At 61.3% G+C, this 15,710-nt stretch carries 18 protein-coding genes; 10 read left to right on the forward strand and 8 right to left on the reverse strand.

Translation table 11 applies throughout. From position 1 onward, the window contains the following. Positions 1-82 precede the first annotated feature (82 nt). The 7 genes from BMZ35_RS04350 (at position 83) to BMZ35_RS21080 (ending at position 3,272) form a co-directional block, all read left to right on the forward strand. Positions 83-1,159, forward strand: a complete 1,077-nt coding sequence (locus tag BMZ35_RS04350) for an NAD(P)/FAD-dependent oxidoreductase (protein ID WP_093091220.1) — start codon at positions 83-85, stop codon at positions 1,157-1,159. After that, entirely contained in the window at positions 1,159-1,821 is a 663-nt protein-coding gene (locus BMZ35_RS04355) for a DUF938 domain-containing protein (protein ID WP_093091222.1), read from the forward strand. Before BMZ35_RS04350 ends, BMZ35_RS04355 begins: the two co-directional genes overlap by 1 nt. A 113-nt stretch (positions 1,822-1,934) precedes the next feature. After that, the gene (locus BMZ35_RS04360) at positions 1,935-2,273 is read left to right on the forward strand and encodes a carboxymuconolactone decarboxylase family protein (RefSeq protein WP_093091224.1); all 339 of its coding nucleotides are present in this window, start codon (positions 1,935-1,937) and stop codon (positions 2,271-2,273) included. A 40-nt stretch (positions 2,274-2,313) separates the two neighbouring features. Continuing rightward, positions 2,314-2,466, forward strand: a complete 153-nt coding sequence (locus BMZ35_RS20860) for a hypothetical protein (RefSeq protein WP_165610000.1) — start codon at positions 2,314-2,316, stop codon at positions 2,464-2,466. 12 nt (positions 2,467-2,478) lie between these two features. After that, positions 2,479-2,739 carry an EF-hand domain-containing protein gene (locus BMZ35_RS21290; protein ID WP_423227749.1) on the forward strand — a complete coding sequence of 87 codons (261 nt, stop codon included), beginning with the start codon at positions 2,479-2,481 and terminating at the stop codon, positions 2,737-2,739. Between the two features lie 97 nt (positions 2,740-2,836). Continuing rightward, on the forward strand, positions 2,837-3,058 hold the full coding sequence (locus tag BMZ35_RS21075; RefSeq protein WP_242654690.1) for a hypothetical protein: 222 nt from the start codon (positions 2,837-2,839) through the stop codon (positions 3,056-3,058). Continuing rightward, the gene (locus BMZ35_RS21080) at positions 3,045-3,272 is read left to right on the forward strand and encodes an EF-hand domain-containing protein (protein WP_242654691.1); all 228 of its coding nucleotides are present in this window, start codon (positions 3,045-3,047) and stop codon (positions 3,270-3,272) included. Before BMZ35_RS21075 ends, BMZ35_RS21080 begins: the two co-directional genes overlap by 14 nt. Before the next feature lie 47 nt (positions 3,273-3,319). Here the strand turns inward: BMZ35_RS21080 and BMZ35_RS04375 are convergent, their stop codons facing one another. Beyond that, a complete protein-coding gene (locus tag BMZ35_RS04375; RefSeq protein ID WP_093091228.1) occupies positions 3,320-5,827 on the reverse strand; it encodes a GcvT family protein in 2,508 nt (835 codons plus the stop codon). A 134-nt stretch (positions 5,828-5,961) separates the two neighbouring features. Then, positions 5,962-6,972, reverse strand: a complete 1,011-nt coding sequence (locus tag BMZ35_RS04380) for a hypothetical protein (RefSeq protein ID WP_131814326.1) — start codon at positions 6,970-6,972, stop codon at positions 5,962-5,964. A gap of 233 nt (positions 6,973-7,205) precedes the next feature. On the opposite strand from BMZ35_RS04380, the gene panC reads away from it, so the two are divergent. Then, positions 7,206-8,051: a pantoate--beta-alanine ligase gene (panC, locus tag BMZ35_RS04385; RefSeq protein ID WP_093091232.1), complete on the forward strand. Its 846-nt coding sequence runs from the start codon at positions 7,206-7,208 to the stop codon at positions 8,049-8,051. Then, entirely contained in the window at positions 8,048-8,857 is an 810-nt protein-coding gene (gene panB / locus BMZ35_RS04390; protein ID WP_093091234.1) for a 3-methyl-2-oxobutanoate hydroxymethyltransferase, read from the forward strand. Before panC ends, panB begins: the two co-directional genes overlap by 4 nt. Positions 8,858-8,875: 18 nt before the next feature. Here the strand turns inward: panB and BMZ35_RS04395 are convergent, their stop codons facing one another. Genes BMZ35_RS04395 through BMZ35_RS04415 form a run of 5 tightly spaced genes read right to left on the reverse strand, consistent with a single transcriptional unit; the run spans position 8,876 to position 14,122 of the window. Continuing rightward, positions 8,876-9,280, reverse strand: a complete 405-nt coding sequence (locus BMZ35_RS04395) for a DUF1801 domain-containing protein (RefSeq protein WP_093091236.1) — start codon at positions 9,278-9,280, stop codon at positions 8,876-8,878. Between the two features lie 7 nt (positions 9,281-9,287). Beyond that, positions 9,288-10,685, reverse strand: a complete 1,398-nt coding sequence (locus BMZ35_RS04400; RefSeq protein WP_093091238.1) for an FAD-binding oxidoreductase — start codon at positions 10,683-10,685, stop codon at positions 9,288-9,290. A gap of 57 nt (positions 10,686-10,742) precedes the next feature. Further along, the gene (ggt, locus tag BMZ35_RS04405; protein WP_093091240.1) at positions 10,743-12,512 is read right to left on the reverse strand and encodes a gamma-glutamyltransferase; all 1,770 of its coding nucleotides are present in this window, start codon (positions 12,510-12,512) and stop codon (positions 10,743-10,745) included. A 42-nt stretch (positions 12,513-12,554) separates the two neighbouring features. Next, on the reverse strand, positions 12,555-13,118 hold the full coding sequence (gene thpR, locus BMZ35_RS04410) for an RNA 2',3'-cyclic phosphodiesterase (protein WP_093091242.1): 564 nt from the start codon (positions 13,116-13,118) through the stop codon (positions 12,555-12,557). 17 nt (positions 13,119-13,135) lie between these two features. After that, positions 13,136-14,122 (reverse strand): 2-hydroxyacid dehydrogenase, encoded by a 987-nt coding sequence (locus BMZ35_RS04415; RefSeq protein ID WP_093091244.1) that lies wholly within the window; start codon positions 14,120-14,122, stop codon positions 13,136-13,138. Positions 14,123-14,238: 116 nt separating this feature from the next. Here BMZ35_RS04415 and BMZ35_RS04420 point away from each other — a divergent pair, with 116 nt between their 5' ends. Continuing rightward, positions 14,239-14,742 (forward strand): SH3 domain-containing protein, encoded by a 504-nt coding sequence (locus BMZ35_RS04420; RefSeq protein WP_093091246.1) that lies wholly within the window; start codon positions 14,239-14,241, stop codon positions 14,740-14,742. A 23-nt stretch (positions 14,743-14,765) separates the two neighbouring features. On the opposite strand, the gene rpe is transcribed toward BMZ35_RS04420, so the two are convergent. Beyond that, on the reverse strand, positions 14,766-15,455 hold the full coding sequence (gene rpe / locus BMZ35_RS04425; RefSeq protein WP_093091248.1) for a ribulose-phosphate 3-epimerase: 690 nt from the start codon (positions 15,453-15,455) through the stop codon (positions 14,766-14,768). Between the last annotated feature and the right edge of the window lie 255 nt (positions 15,456-15,710).

Here is a 15,710-nt window from a genome sequence, read left to right on the forward strand (position 1 = left end):
CCCCTTTTCCCCCGGAGAAATCCGTGTCAACGTCCCCGGAATCGCGGCCCCTGCGCCACCCATCTCTGATACGGGACTGAACATGATCGACTTTCTGGTAATCGGCGGCGGCATCGCCGGAACCTCCGCAGGCGCGCGCCTCTCTGAATTGGGCGAAACCGTTGTTCTTGAACGGGAATCTGCGCTTGGCTACCACGCCTCGGGGCGGACTGCAGCGCTGTTTGAATCCAATTACGGCCTGCCCAGCACCATCGCGCTCAGCAAGGCCAGCGCCGAGTATCACGCCACGGCGCATGGCGGGTTCCTAAGTCCGCGAGGCCTGATGTTCACCGCCCGCCCGGACGAGGCCGACGCCTTTGCGCAAGCCTGCAAACATTTCCACGCCGACCCCATACCCATTGAGCAGGCCCTGCAAATGGTGCCGATCCTGAACCCGGAAACCGTGGGCTACGTCGCCTATCATGAAGCGGCCTATGACATCGACACCGACCGCCAGATCCAGACCTTCGCCCGCACCGTGCGCGAGAATGGCGGTGCCGTCCTCACTGGTCAGGAGGTCACGGCCATCACCCGCACTCAAACCGGCTGGGACGTGACCTCCGGCGGCGAAACCCGCTCCGCCCGCATGCTGTTCAACGCCGCAGGCGCATGGGTGGACCAGATCGCCCGGCTTGCCGGCGTCGCCCCCCTTGGTTTCACCCCCCTCCGCCGCTCAATGGCGCGCATTCCCGCCCCCGGCGGGCATGACATATCCACTTGGCCGATGATCCTCGACATCCATGAAAACTGGTACGCCAAGCCCGACGCCGGCAGCCTTCTGGTCTCGCCCGCCGAAGAAGACCCGATGGAGCCATTTGACGCCTGGCCCGACGACATGGTGCTGGCCGAGGGGCTGGCCCGCTATCAGGAACACGTTACGGAAGAGGTCACACGGCTCGAAGCCAGCTGGGCCGGGCTGCGCACCTTCTCGCCCGATCGAAACCTCGTGCTTGGCCCCGCCACCGATGACCCGGCCTTCTTCTGGATTGCCGGTCAGGGCGGGTACGGCTTCCAGACCGCGCCAGCGGCCTCGCTTCATGTCGCCGACCTCGTCGCCGGGCGCCCCTCCGAGCTTGACGCCGGCACCTGTGCCGCACTCACCCCGAAAAGGTTCGCCTGATGCCGCGTCGCCTCAACCTGCCCGACACCGCCTCCGTCGCCACACCTGACGGTGACGGCAAACTCTTCGCTCCTTCCGCCGACCGGAATGCCGAGTTCATCGTGGCGCTTGTCCGCGAAAAGGCGCCCAAACAGGGCAAGGCGCTCGAACTTGCGAGCGGTACGGGACAACATGTCGTGACCCTTGCGCATGCCATACCGGACATCCGCTGGCAGCCGACAGATATCGACCGCACCCGACGCGCCAGCATCGACGCATATGTGCGGGATGCGGCTCTTGCCAACGTGGCTCCAGCGATCGAACTGGATGCCACCGACGCGGGTTGGAGCGCGCACAACACTGGATATGACCTGATCCTCCTGGTGAATCTGCTTCACCTGATCAGCACCGCTGAGGCGCAGACCGTGATCCGCGAAGCAGCCAAGGCGCTGGCGCCGGGCGGGGTATTGATCGTGTACGGCCCATTTATGCGTGGCGATGAACTGACCAGTGCAGGCGACGCCGCCTTCCATGCCAGCCTGCAGGCACAGGACCCGGAAATTGGCTACAAGAGCGATTTCGACGTGCTGGACTGGGGCGTCGACGCTTGGCTGGATGTGGCCGACGTGGTCGAGATGCCCGCCAACAACCTGGCCCTGTGCTGGCGCAAGGCGGGGGCCTGAACACGCGCCACCGAAACGACGCGACGGAACTTTCATCCTATCTGATCAGGATCAAAGTTCACATTCCGAATCCATGATCTGAGACCCTCAAACAACCTGTTACGGAGTAGATCATGAGCTGGAACGACAAGCTGAACGACACGCGCAACCAACTGCGCGGTCTGAACAAGACCATCCCCGACACCACCCGCGCCTTCGGCGCTCTGGGCAAGGCCGTCAAGGAAGGCGGAACGCTGGATTTCAAGACCAAGGAATTCGTCGCACTTGGGATCGCCGTGGCCATGCGCTGCGAAGCCTGCATCGTTCTGCATTGTGACGCGCTGCTCAAGGCTGGCGCCACCCGCGAAGAAGTGGGGGACGTTCTGGCCATGACCATCCAGATGGGCGGTGGTCCGTCGATGATGTATGCCGCCAAGGCGCTGGAATGCTTTGACGAGCTTTCTGCGGGCTGACAGCCGGCGATTGCCCCCGTGAGGTCACGGGAAAACACGAATGGATCAGGATATCGCACTCATGAAACACGTTTTCCCGCCCCTTGCGGCCATTGCCATGACAGCCAGCCTCGCCATGGCGGCCGATGCCGGTTTTCTGGAAGACTGGGATCTTGACGCGGATGGCGGAGTGACCTGGGCCGAACTGGAGTAACTGCGGCGCAATATTTTTGACGCCTTCGACGCGGATGGTGACGGCGCGCTCAACAGCGCGGAGTATACCGAATTCGACAAAGCCCGCGCTGCAGCCGCCGAAGCATCGGGTAATCCGATTGCCAAACGCGCCGTACATGGCCTTGCCCGCGAAGGGTTCGATCAGAACCTTGACGGGAAGGTGACGCGAGAAGAGTTCGAAACTGCTCTCAGGGAATGGTTCAATGCGCACGATGGTAACAAGAACGGCATTCTGGAAAAGGGCGATTTCTGATCGGATTCTGCCACGGAAAACACTGCGGCAATCTGACCCCGCCGGAAGCCGGCTTACATTCCGTAAAAGGAATGTAATTCTGGAAAAGGATCGCCTCATGCGCCCACACGCCCTCTTCATATCCGTGGTCTTGATTTCCGCAACACTGGCCAATGCCGAACCGGGCGGGCCCGGTGCTCATTTTGTCGAAAACTGGGACTTGAATGGTGATGGCCATGTCACGCTTGCCGAAGCCACCGAGCGACGTGCGGATATCTTTCTGACCTTCGATGCGGACGAGAACGGCGTGCTGGACGCTGAAGAGCATGATCTTTTTTAACGAAGCTCGCGCCAATGACATGGCTGAAAACGGCATGGGACAAGGCAAGGGGCAGAATAATCCGGCCAACGGCATGTTGCGGGATGTGACCGATGTCGACGGCGACGGACAGGTCTCCCGGCAGGAGTTCATGGATGCCGTGCCAGCATGGTTCGCCAAGATTGACCGCAACGACGACGGTGCGGTCTCGGTCGAGGATTTCAGGAAGAACTGAAAAAGGGGCCACATGGGCCCCTTTCCTTAGTGTCTCTTGACCTTGGCTCAACCATCCTTGCGGATGGTTTCGTTCTTGGGGTCATAGGGGCTGTCGCAGGTCACGACCGCATCCCACAGCTTGTCCTGCATCTTGACCTTGAGCTTGGTGCCCTCGACCGCCAGATCTGGGGTGACATAGCCCATACCGATGGATTTCTCGAAAGCCACCGAGTAACCGCCCGAGGTCAGGCGCCCGACACGGGTGCCTTCGGGGGTGTAAAGCGCCTCGCGGCCCCACGGATCGGCATCGTCCGGTCCGTCGATCAAAAGCGTGCAGCACTTGGCGCGGATGCCCTTGGCTTCCATCTCGGCCTTGCCGTGGAACTCCTTGGACAGGTCGATGAACCGCGGCAGATCGGCCTCGGCAGGGGTCGCATCGCGGCCCAGTTCGGTGCCGAAGGCACGGTAGGATTTCTCCTGACGCAGCCAGTTCTGCGCCCGCGCCCCAACCAGCTTCATACCGTGCTTCTCGCCCGCCTTGTTCAGCAGGTCCCAAAGGTAGTTCTGCATCTCGATCGGGTGATGCAGTTCCCAACCGAGTTCACCGGTATAGGCCACGCGGATCGCGTTGACCGGGCACATGCCCAGCTCGATCTGGCGCGCCGACAGCCACGGGAAACGCTTGTTGCTGAGCGCTGTCGCTGGATCGGCGTCGTTGATCACCTCTTTCAGCACGTCGCGCGTCTTGGGTCCGGCGATGGCAAAGACGCCCCATTGCGTGGTCACGTCCTGGATCTCGATATAGCCGAACTCCTCCATCTTGTCCTCGGCCGCCTTGCGCAGGTAATCGGCGTCATACTCGGTCCAGGCACCGGCAGAGACGAGGTAGTAGTTGTTCTCGCCATTGCGCACGATGGTGTATTCCGTACGCGTGGTGCCCGCGCTGGTCAGCGCATAGGTCAGGTTGATACGGCCCACCTTGGGCAGCTTGTTGCAGGTGAACCAGTCCAGGAACTGGGTGGCTCCGGGGCCCTTGACCACGTGCTTGGTGAATGCCGTGGCGTCGATCAGGCCGACACCTTCGCGGATCGCCTTCGCTTCTTCGACGGCATATTGCCACCAGCCGCCACGGCGGAAGCTGCGGGCATCCTTGTCGAAGGTCGAGGGCGCGTCCAACGGCCCGTAATAGTTGGGACGTTCCCAGCCATTGACCCAGCCGAACTGGGCGCCACGCGCTTTTTGCCGGTCATAGGCCGGGGCGGTGCGTAGCGGACGGCAGGCTTCACGCTCTTCGTCCGGGTGATGGAGGATATAGACGTGCTCATAGCACTCTTCGTTCTTGCGCGCCGCGAACTCGGTGGTCATCCAGTTCGACGAATACCGCTTGGGGTCGAGAGACGCCATGTCGATCTCGGCCTCACCGTCCACCATCATCTGGGCAAGGTAATAGCCGGTTCCACCCGCAGCGGTGATCCCGAACGAGAACCCTTCGGCAAGCCACATGTTGCGCAGGCCCGGTGCCGGGCCGACCAGCGGGTTGCCATCGGGCGTGTAACAGATCGGGCCGTTGAAATCGTCCTTCAGGCCACTTTCGGCGCAGGAAGGCACGCGCTCGGCCATGGCCATGTACTGTTCCGCGATCCGGTCCAGATCGAGCGGGAACAGGTCGGCGCGGAAGCTGTCGGGCACACCGTGTTCGAAACGTGCAGGCGCACCGTGCTCGTAGATGCCCAGAATCCAGCCGCCCCGCTCTTCACGCGCATAGGATTCGTTATCCGCGTCGCGCACGACCGGGTGCTCGGGGTTGCCCGCTTCGCGCCATTTGACCAGCTCGGGGTCCTTGTCCATGACGATGAACGTGTGCTCAACCGGGATGGCGGGCATCTTGATGCCCAGCATCTTGGCCGTGCGCTGTGCATGGTTACCGGATGCGGTCACGACATGCTCCGCCGTGATCACGACCTTCTCGTCGCTCTCTACAAGGTTGCCGCCCTTTTCGACCATCTTGGTGCAGGTAACTTCCCAGTGGGTCCCGGTCCAGTGGAAGGCATCTGCCTGCATCTTGCGCACGATCTCGACACCGCGCTGACGGGCGCCCTTGGCCATCGCCTGCGTCACGTCAGCAGGGTTAATATAGCCATCCTCGGTGTGATAGATCGCACCCTTCAGATCGTCGGTGTGAATCAGCGGCCAGCGTTCCTTGATCTGCGCCGGGGTCAGCCATTCATATTTCACGCCACAGGTTTCGGCGGTCGAGGCATAGAGCATGTATTCGTCCATGCGCTCCTGCGTCTGCGCCATGCGCAGGTTGCCCACTACTGCAAACCCGGCATTCAGCCCGGTTTCCTCTTCCAGCGTCTTGTAGAAGTCCACCGAGTACTGGTGAATGTGGGTCGTCGCGTAGGACATGTTGAAAAGCGGCAGCAGACCCGCTGCGTGCCAGGTCGAACCGGAGGTCAGTTCGTCCCGCTCGATGAGCATGACATCTTCCCACCCGGCCTTGGCCAGGTGATAGGCGATCGAGGTTCCGACGGCACCACCGCCGACAACCAGCGCTTTGACATTCGTTTTCATGTCGCAACGACTCCCAAAATGTGAACTTGCCACACTCTGGCAAAACGTGACGCAATCCGCACGATCCACCCGACGCAAAAACGCGCGAAACCGACCTGTCAGGCCGGAATCGCACGGATTTTCAGGTGTGCATCTCAGTCGGTGCCGATCCGGCAGCGTTTCATCTGACCGACCATCGTACAACTGCTGCCGCCAAACCCTGCCGCGCGCCGCACCTTGGGCTTTTCGGCAACTTCGGTGGGCTCTTCCGCGACAACCGGCTTGGGGGCCTGAGCGGTGGCAGGTTGGACCGCCTGTTTGGCCGTCTCATCCGCCGCGATCAGCGTCACCCCCCCCTTGCCGATACCGGCCATCTGAACCGGTTGCAGCGCATTCAGCGTGTCATAGTCAATCGCCTGCAGCAGTTCGACAATGGTTTGCTTGTCGGCCAATGCCCGTACCTTGAGCGTGATTCCCGCCCCCAGATCGGCCTTCAGGCGGACAACCGGGCTCGGGTCTTCTGCAATGTTGACCCCTTGCGCGAACGTCACGCCCTGAACCCGGGCAAAAGGTGTCCATTCCACCATCGACACACCGGCCATGTTGCGCATGGCCATCTGCATGGCGCCTTCCTGAACCTTGGCCATGTTGCGCTGCGCCGCAATCGGGTTCGACAGGGCTTTGGCCGGGTCTGCCGCATCCTCAAGGGCCGCTTCGAATTCCGTCTGCGAGACCACTTCTCTGGGTTCCGCATAGCGCACCCGAATCGAAATCAGCGCCTCAGCCTTGCTGTAAAACTGGTATTCTTCCTGTTGCTGGCGGGCGCGCAGATCCTTGCCCGACTGGCCCAACATGGCCATCTGCACATTTGTATGCTGCATCTCTTCAAGCAGGGCGCCGGCAATATCGTCTTGCTGCTTCAGAAGCTCCAGCGGGGTGGCCAACTCGTCGGTCCATGAAAACCGTGCCCAGCCCGCGGGCGCCGCAGGCAGATAGGTATTCAACGGCGCACGCAATTTCTCCAGTCGCGCGGTCTCGGTGGACCGGGTCTCTCGGGCATCCGTCACTTCCTGCCGCACCGAACCGAACCGGTCGGAAACCGTTCCGATATAGGTCGGCGCCGACAGCATACCTCCGTCTTCTGAGAGGTTCTTCGACTGGACCATGTAATCCAGTCCGACTGTGGCGCTCGCAGCGACCAGCACAAAAGGGGCAAGATACTGCAATTTAATAATAAAACTCCATCAACACAACTGTTGGCAGATTGAACCGAAGGCAATGGCGCCCTGTTGACGGAAAAGCGGCATTTTTCCGGCCAGCGCCGCATTGCAACAAAATCCTTGCTGCAACGCAGCGCAGACGTTAAATCCCTGACCCACCCTAGGAGGAGACGGGTGATATGAAAATCTGCCGCACGATCCCTGAATGCCGTGCCGCGCTTGGTGAACTGCGCCGGGCAGGCCACAGTATCGGGCTGGTGCCGACAATGGGATTTCTGCACGAGGGCCATATTTCCTTGGTCAGACTGGCGCAGGAGAACGCGGACAAGGTCGCGGTGTCCATTTTCGTCAACCCTGCTCAGTTCGGTGAGGCCGCCGACCTTGACGCCTATCCGCGCGACGAAGAACGCGACCTCGCGTTGCTGGAAGAGGCGGGCGTCGATGTCGTCTTCCTTCCCGAGGTCGACGCGATGTATCCCCCGGGTGATGAAACCATTGTCGAAACCACTCGCCTTGCGAATATGCTGCATGGCAAGGTGCGTCCGGGCCATTTCCGGGGCGTCACCACGGTGGTCAGCCGCCTCTTCAATATCGTTCAACCGGACGTCGCCTGTTTCGGAGAAAAAGACTACCAACAACTGCAGGTGATCAAACGCATGGTGGCCGATTTGCATATGCCCTTGGCCATCATCGGAGGCAAAACCGTGCGCGAAGCGGACGGGCTGGCCATGTCCTCGCGCAATGTGCGCCTGTCCCCGACCGACCGCCAGGCCGCGCTTGTCCTGTCCCGCTCATTGGATGCCGCTGAACAAGCGGCCCGCAACGGCACAACGGTTAACGCGCTCGACGGTTTGATCCGGGACACCATCGGCACCGAGCCGCGCGCAGAAATCAAGGGCCTCGACATCGTCGCAGCCGAAACACTCGATCCGGTGTCCGGCTCTCTGACCGGGCCGACCGCCATCATGCTTTCCGTCGCTTTCGGAGAGATCCTGTTGCTTGATCAAAGGGTTGTCGCACCATGAGCAAACAAACTCCTATCCGCCGCACCACCGTGCCCCAGATCGCCGCGCGCAAGGGCGGTGAACCCATCGTGTCGCTGACCTCGTACCACGCGCATACGGCGGCCATCGTCGACAAATATGCCGACTTCATCCTTGTCGGGGACAGCCTCGGCATGGTGATGCACGGCATGGAAAGCACGCTGGGCGTGTCACTGGACCTGATGATCATGCATGGCAAGGCCGTTGTCCGAGGCACCCAGAAGGCGCTGATCGTGGTGGACATGCCCTTTGGCACCTACGAGGAAAGCCCCTCGGTCGCCTTCCGCAATGCCGCGCGCATCATGAAAGAGACCGGCTGTGGCGCGGTCAAGCTCGAGGGGGGTGCACGCATGGCCGACACCATTCGCTTCCTTACCGAACGCGGCATCCCGGTCATGGCCCATATCGGTCTCACGCCCCAGTCGAGCAACGTCATGGGCGGTTTCAAGACCCAAGGGCGCGACGAAGATGACTGGCCCGCGCACGAAGCCGACGCCAAGGCCGTAACCGAAGCCGGCGCGTTTGCCATCGTGCTGGAAGGCATGGTCGAACCGCTTGCCGCCCGCATCACCAAACAGGTCGCCGTCCCCACCATCGGCATCGGCGCCAGCGCAGAATGCGACGGACAAATCCTCGTTCTGGAAGACATGCTGGGGCTCAACGAATGGACCCCGAAATTCGTCAAGGTCTACGGCGATCTCGGCCCCGCCATCGACCGCGCCGTCAGCCAATATGCCGAAGAGGTCAAGGACCGCACCTTCCCCGGCGAAGACGAGGTCTATCGCTGAAAAAACCGGTCTGATCTGTCACAGGTGATAGGTCAGGCCGCTTCGGATCAACATCCGCAAGGCATCCAACGGCAAATCAGCATCCGTTGGAAGCAGCACGGCCCGATTGCCATCCAGCGTGAAATCACCCGGAAACACCGCATCAAAATCCGAGATGATGCTAGACTGGCAGTGAGCATAGATGGCAATGCCGCCGCTTTTGGGCACTCCGAGCCTGATCGTCGACCCTGATTTCGTCTCAGGCGTCAGATAGGCTGGCTGCCCCCATTTCAACGTTTCCTCAATCCGCCCAACACCCTGGGTCTCTGCCGCCACCTCCAAAATCAGGCGACGCAGTAGCAGGAGCATCTCCCGTTCGTCAGGCGCAAATGCTTCGAAAGCGGCGGCGACCTTGGGATCGGCAATGGGCGGGACTGGCGCCATATCCTGATCAGATGATCTTGCCGGGGTTCATGATATTGTCCGGGTCAATCGCCTGTTTCACAGCCACCATCACATCGACAGCACCACCAAGTTCGCGCAACAAATAGGGCTTCTTGCCCTGTCCGATCCCATGTTCCCCGGTGCAGGTGCCATCCATCGAAATCGCCAGATCGTTGAGCCAGGACACAAACGCGTCGGCGCGCTCAACCTCGTCGGCATCCTCCATGTCGACAAGCGGCAGGGCATGAAAGTTCCCATCCCCAACATGCCCCACGATTGGCGCCAACAGGTTCAATTCCTTTGCCTTTTCCTGCGCCGCCGTTACGCATTCCGCCAGCCGCGAGATCGGCACGCAGACATCCGTCGAAATACCCTTCGCGCCCGGGCGCAATCCCATGGACGCCCAGTACATGTCATGCCGCGCCTGCCAGAGCTTCGTGCGATCTTCGGGTCGCGCCGTCCAATCGAACCCGGAACCGCCGAACTCTTCGGCAATGCTGCCGAACATCTCGGCCTGCTCGGAAACGCTGTTCTCCGATCCGTGGAACTCCAGCAGCAAGAGCGGCGTCTCGGGCAGGTCGAGCTTTGAATAGGCGTTGGCGGCCCCCACGCTCATCGCGTCCAGCAACTCGATCCGGGCCACCGGAATGCCATACTGAATCGTGGCCATGACCGCCTGACAGGCATCATCCACCGTTTCAAAAGAACAGCGCGCAGAGGACATCGCCTCGGGAATGCCCTGAAGCTTCAGCGTAATCTCGGTGATGATGCCGAGCGTTCCCTCGGCCCCAACCATCAACCGCGTCAGATCATACCCCGCGCTCGATTTCTTAGCGCGGCTGGCGGTGCGGATGACTTCGCCGGATGGCAATACCACTTCCAGCGCCAGAACGTTGTCCTTCATCGTACCATAGCGCACCGCATTCGTGCCGCTCGCCCGTGTCGAGGCCATTCCACCCAGCGACGCATTGGCACCCGGATCAATCGGAAAGAACAGCCCCTGATCGCGCAAATAGGTATTGAGTTGTTCGCGCGTCACACCGGGCTGCACCACGCAATCGAGGTCCTCGGCGTGAACGGCAACGATCTGGTTCATTTCCGTAAGATCGATGCACACACCACCCGCCGGGGCATTCACGTGTCCTTCCAAGGAAGTTCCCGTACCATAGGCAATCACCGGAACCCTGTGCGCTGCACAGACCTTGACCACATCCGAGACTTCCTCGGTCGAGCGCACGAAAACCACCGCGTCCGGCGCCTGGTTCCTGATCCAGGTCGTCGTGTGCCCGTGTTGTTCGCGCACCGACTGGCCCGATTGGAACTTCTCGCCAAACTGCTGCTTGAGAATACCCAGAGCAGCCGAGATTCCCTCTTCGTTGCGCGGCAAGTCAACAACTTTTCCCATACGCTTCCTCCCCCTCAGCCCCGCGGGCCAATATCATTCGCCAGCACTTAAACAGCCTTATTCACCATAGGCCAGCCCCTCGCGCCGGGGATCGGCTCCGCCAAGCAAATAGCGGCCCACGGAAATTACATGCAGACCCGAATTGAGGTCGCGCTGCGAAACTGAATACCCAAGCTTTTCCAATGGTTCGACAAGATCGGCCTGCTCGACGTCGTAGGCGCCGAACCGGTTGACCAGATGCGGCAATGCCACCGCCTGTTGCGCGTCCAGCCCCCAGTCAAGAACCGCGATAATTGTCTTGGCCACGTAGCCTATGATCCGGCTACCTCCGGGCGAGCCGACGACCAGAACCAGTTTGCCTTGCTTGAGCACGATGGTCGGCGCCATCGAGGATCGGGGCCGCTTGCCCGGAGCAACCTGGTTGGCAACCGGAACCCCATTCACATGCGAGCGAAATGAGAAATCAGTCAGTTCGTTGTTCAACAGGAACCCGCGCACCATCACCCGGCTGCCGAAACCGTTTTCGATGGTGGTCGTCATGCTAAGCGCATTGCCATAGCGATCGACGATCGAAATATGCGACGTCGACGGAAGCTCTATCGCATCGTCATCCGCCCAGTTCAGCGCATGATCAAACTCGGGTTGCCCCGGTGTGACTTCGGCAAGCGCGGTGTCCCCGGCCAGAAGCGTGGCGCGCTCGTCCAGATAGGCTTTGGCCAGCAGCCCCTTGACCGGAACCGGGACATAGTCGCTGTCCGCCATGTAGCGCCCGCGATCCGCAAAAGCCAAGCGTGACGCATCCCCGATAAGGCGCCATGTCTGTGGGTTGTCGGGCCCCATGCCAGCAATATCATACGGTGCCACAAGCCCGAGTATCTGCCCAACCGTCAGCCCGCCCGACGACGGCGGTCCCATGCCACAGACATCATGCGCGCGATATTCAATACAAACAGCGGGCCGTTGCTTGACCCGGTAAAGCGCAAGATCAATGGCGCGCAACTGCCCCGGAGACTTGGCGGTCCGCACGGCCGAAACGATGTCTGCCGCGATATCGCCTGTATAGAACGGCTCCGCGCCCTGCCCCGCCAGCGCCCGCAACGTATCGGCATACGACTTGTTCACCAGCCTGTCGCCGGCCTCGATCGGAGTTCCATTTGGCAGGAAATACGCTGCTGTCGCCGGATGGCTGGCAAGAAGCGCCGCATCCCGTGCAACGGACATTGCCATGCGCGGCGAAACGGTGAAACCATCCTCGGCCAATGTGATCGCCGAGCGGAACAGGTCCGGCCACTGCGCGCGCCCCCATCGCCGATGCGCCTCTTCCAACAACATCGGCGTGCCCGGCACACCAACACTGCGCCCGCCGACAACCGCGTCAAAGAACTTCAATGGTTGCCCGGCTTCGTCTTGAAACAGGCGCGGCGTTGCAGAGAGCGGCGCCGTTTCCCGCCCATCCAGCGTTGTTACCTCACCTGATTGCGCATCGTACCAGACCAGAAAGGCCCCCCCTCCCAGACCCGAGCTTTGCGGTTCCACCAGTCCGAGAACCGCCTGAACGGCCACCATCGCGTCCGCCGCCGTGCCCCCTTCGCGCAGGATGTCGGACCCCGCCCGCACGGCCAAAGGATGCGCGGCGACGACCATCCATTCCGGGGCAACAACCGGGGCCCCGGCGGTCTTGGCCTCAAGCGAGGCCTGCAATTGCGCCGGAACAATCCCCCCGAGTTCGGTCGCCTTTTCGGGCGCGACGGCATCGGCGGTCTCTTGCGCCATGCCCGGCACCGCCAGCGCAGAGCCCAGCGCCAGGGCCAACAACCACTGTTTCATGCGAATCCCCTCTCCGAAAATACACTCCGGAAGAAGCTTAGGTCAGCGACCGGGAATGAACAAACCCGCCAAGGGATAGGTCGCCATTGGTTGGTGAATGGCCCGCTCGGGGGTCAGGATCGATTCGAACAGGCTGAAATGGCTGACGGCACAATTCGGCAGGGCCCAATCCCCCATGCCTTCAAGGAAAGCACCCAACCGCGCCATTTCCTGTGCGCCCAGCCCGCCTCCGAACCGGGATATCGTGACATGCGGGTGAAACCTGCGCCGTTCGGGCATGATGCCGACGCGACGCGCGGCACTGCGCACGGCATCGTGCAACGCAATCAACGCCGGGTCAGGGTACGCACGCAGGCACAAGACCTTCGCACGCCGCCCGCCCAACACTTCCAACCCCGCAAGTTTCAGGGAAAACCCCGGCAACGAAATCTCGGCAAGGGCCTCGTGCAGTTCTTCCAGCACCGCGACCGGCTGCTCCCCGAGAAACGCAAGCGTCAGGTGCAGGTTGTCGACCGGAGTTGCCCGCCCCACCGGTACGCGCGCCTGCAGCGCCGCGATCTCCGCGCCCGTGGGGTCGCTCAGATCGATGGCCACAAAAGCGCGCATCGCCCCAACCAGTGGGGTCAGAGCATGGCCGGAACCACGAGATCCGGCGGACGGTGACCGTCGTCAAAGGTCTTGATGTTGATGATGACTTTCTCGCCCATCTCGATCCGGCCTTCGATCGTCGCCGAACTGATATGGGGCAACATCACCACATTGGGCATCTCGCGCAGATCGGGATTGACCTCGTTACCGTGTTCGTAGACGTCCAACCCTGCCCCGGCGAGTTCTCCTGCCTTGAGCATCCGCACCATGGCGTTCTCATCGATCACTTCGCCGCGCGAGGTGTTCACGATCACCGCACCGGGTTTCATCAGCTTGAGACGGCGCGCATTCAACAGGTGAAAGGTTGACGGCGTATGCGGGCAGTTGACCGACACCACGTCCATCCGGGCCAGCATCTGATCGAGGCTTTCCCAATAGGTAGCGTCGTGTTTCTCTTCGATCTCGGGACGCAGGCGGCGACGATTGTGATAATGAATCTGCATCCCGAACGCCTGTGCGCGCCGCGCCACAGCCGTGCCGATCCGGCCCATGCCCAGAATGCCAAGCCGTTTGCCGCTGATGCGACCTCCCAAAAGCGCGGTCGGTGCCCAGCCATCCCAGGTTCCGCTATGCATTCGCTGCAAACCTTCCGGGATACGCCGCGTGACCCCCAGAATCAGCGCCAGCGCCATATCCGCCGTGTCATCGGCCGACACACCTGGCGTGTTTGACACCAGCACACCGCGCTGACGCGCCGTGGCCACGTCAATGTGATCAACACCGGCGCCATAGTTGGCGATCAGCTTCAAACGGTCCCCGGCCTGCGCAATCAGGGACCTGTCGATTTTGTCAGACAGCGTCGGCACCAGCACGTCGGCGTCCTTCATCGCCGCGACAAGTTCCTCGCGCGACATCGGCGTGTCGTCATCTCGTAACTTGACGTCAAACAACTCGGACAGTCTTGTCTCCACGGCTTCGGGCAAGCGTCGCGTAACGACAACACTTAGACGTTGCTTTGGCATTCAGGGCCTCCCAGTGCTTTGCAATTCGGTGCGTTGCTGCCACAGTGCAACACACACCGACGGGGCACAAGAACCCGCGAAGAAATCAGAGCAGAAAATCAGGCAAGATACTCGTCATGGGGAGAAAAACGCTTTTTTGCATCGTGGCGGCCGGGGTGCTGGCCGTGGCCGGGGCCGTGGTTGCCGAAACCGCGCGCGGTCCGGTGACGAACCTGCCTTTGCCGCGCTTCGTGTCGCTCAAGGCGTCCAAGGCCAACGTCAGGCGTGGCCCGTCGCTTACCCATCGAATCGACTGGGTGTTCAAGCGCAAGAACATGCCTTTGGAGATTACCGCAGAATACGGGCATTGGCGCCGCGTGCGCGACATCGAAGGGGCCGGCGGATGGGTGCATTACTCGCTCCTGTCCGGCGCGCGCACCGTAATCGTCGAGCACGACATGCTGCCGCTGGCGATGCGCCCCGAAGCCAACACGCCCGCAGTGGCGCATCTCGAACTCGGGGTGGTGGCACGACTTGGCGAATGCGGCCCCGACTGGTGCTATCTCAATGCCGCCGGATACAAGGGCTGGGCGCAAAAAGCCCATCTCTGGGGTGTAACTCCGGACGAGCTGCGCGACTGATCCCGGGATGAAGAGGGCCGCACCTATTGCGCGGCTTCCGCTGCCGCCCGAAGGGCGCGGATGTTTTCACCGTAGACTTCGGGCGCGTCGACACTGCCGCATTTGAACACAGCTGACCCGGCGACGAGCACATCCGCCCCCGCTTCCGCCACGAGCGGCGCTGTTTCCGTCGTCACGCCACCGTCGATCTGGATGTGAATTTCGCGGTCCCCGATCATCTGGCGCAACCGGCGCGTCTTTTCGACACCGGAATGGATGAACTTCTGCCCACCGAAACCCGGGTTCACGGTCATGATCAGAACCATGTCCACAAGATCCAGCACATGCTCGACGCTCTCCAACGGTGTGCCGGGGTTCAGCGATACCCCCGCCTTCACACCTTGCGCTTTGATCGCCTGCACGGTGCGGTGGATATGCGGCCCGGCTTCGACATGGGCCGTTATCATGTCGGCGCCCGCCTCGGCATAGGCTTCGATATAAGGATCAACAGGCGCAATCATCAGATGTACGTCCATGAAGGTCTTCACATGCGGACGGAACGCTTTCACGGCGGGCGGCCCAAAAGTCAGGTTGGGAACGAAATGCCCGTCCATCACGTCAACATGCACCCAATCAGCGCCCTGATCTTCGATGGCACGAATCTCCTGACCGAAATTGGCGAAATCGGCAGAGAGGATCGACGGGGCGATCTTGATTTTGCGGTCAAAGGACATGCGAGTCTCCTTGCGGTCTGGCGCCGGAATGCTGTTTCAGTTCCGGACCGTCCTCCACAATGGAAAACGGCGTCTTGGGTTCTGCCGGACCGTGGATATGCACCACGATTCGACCTTTGCCGGGAAAATGGGGAGCGTCTGGCAAAAGTGCAACGTCAATTCCAACACCTTTGCCCGAGACCCTGTTTCAAATCCGCACAGATTTTCACCTCTTTCACACCGCAAGCCCAAATTTTCACCCGAGGCGGCCGGTAA

Source organism: Shimia aestuarii (assembly GCF_900114635.1).
GTDB classification, from domain to species: domain Bacteria; phylum Pseudomonadota; class Alphaproteobacteria; order Rhodobacterales; family Rhodobacteraceae; genus Shimia; species Shimia aestuarii.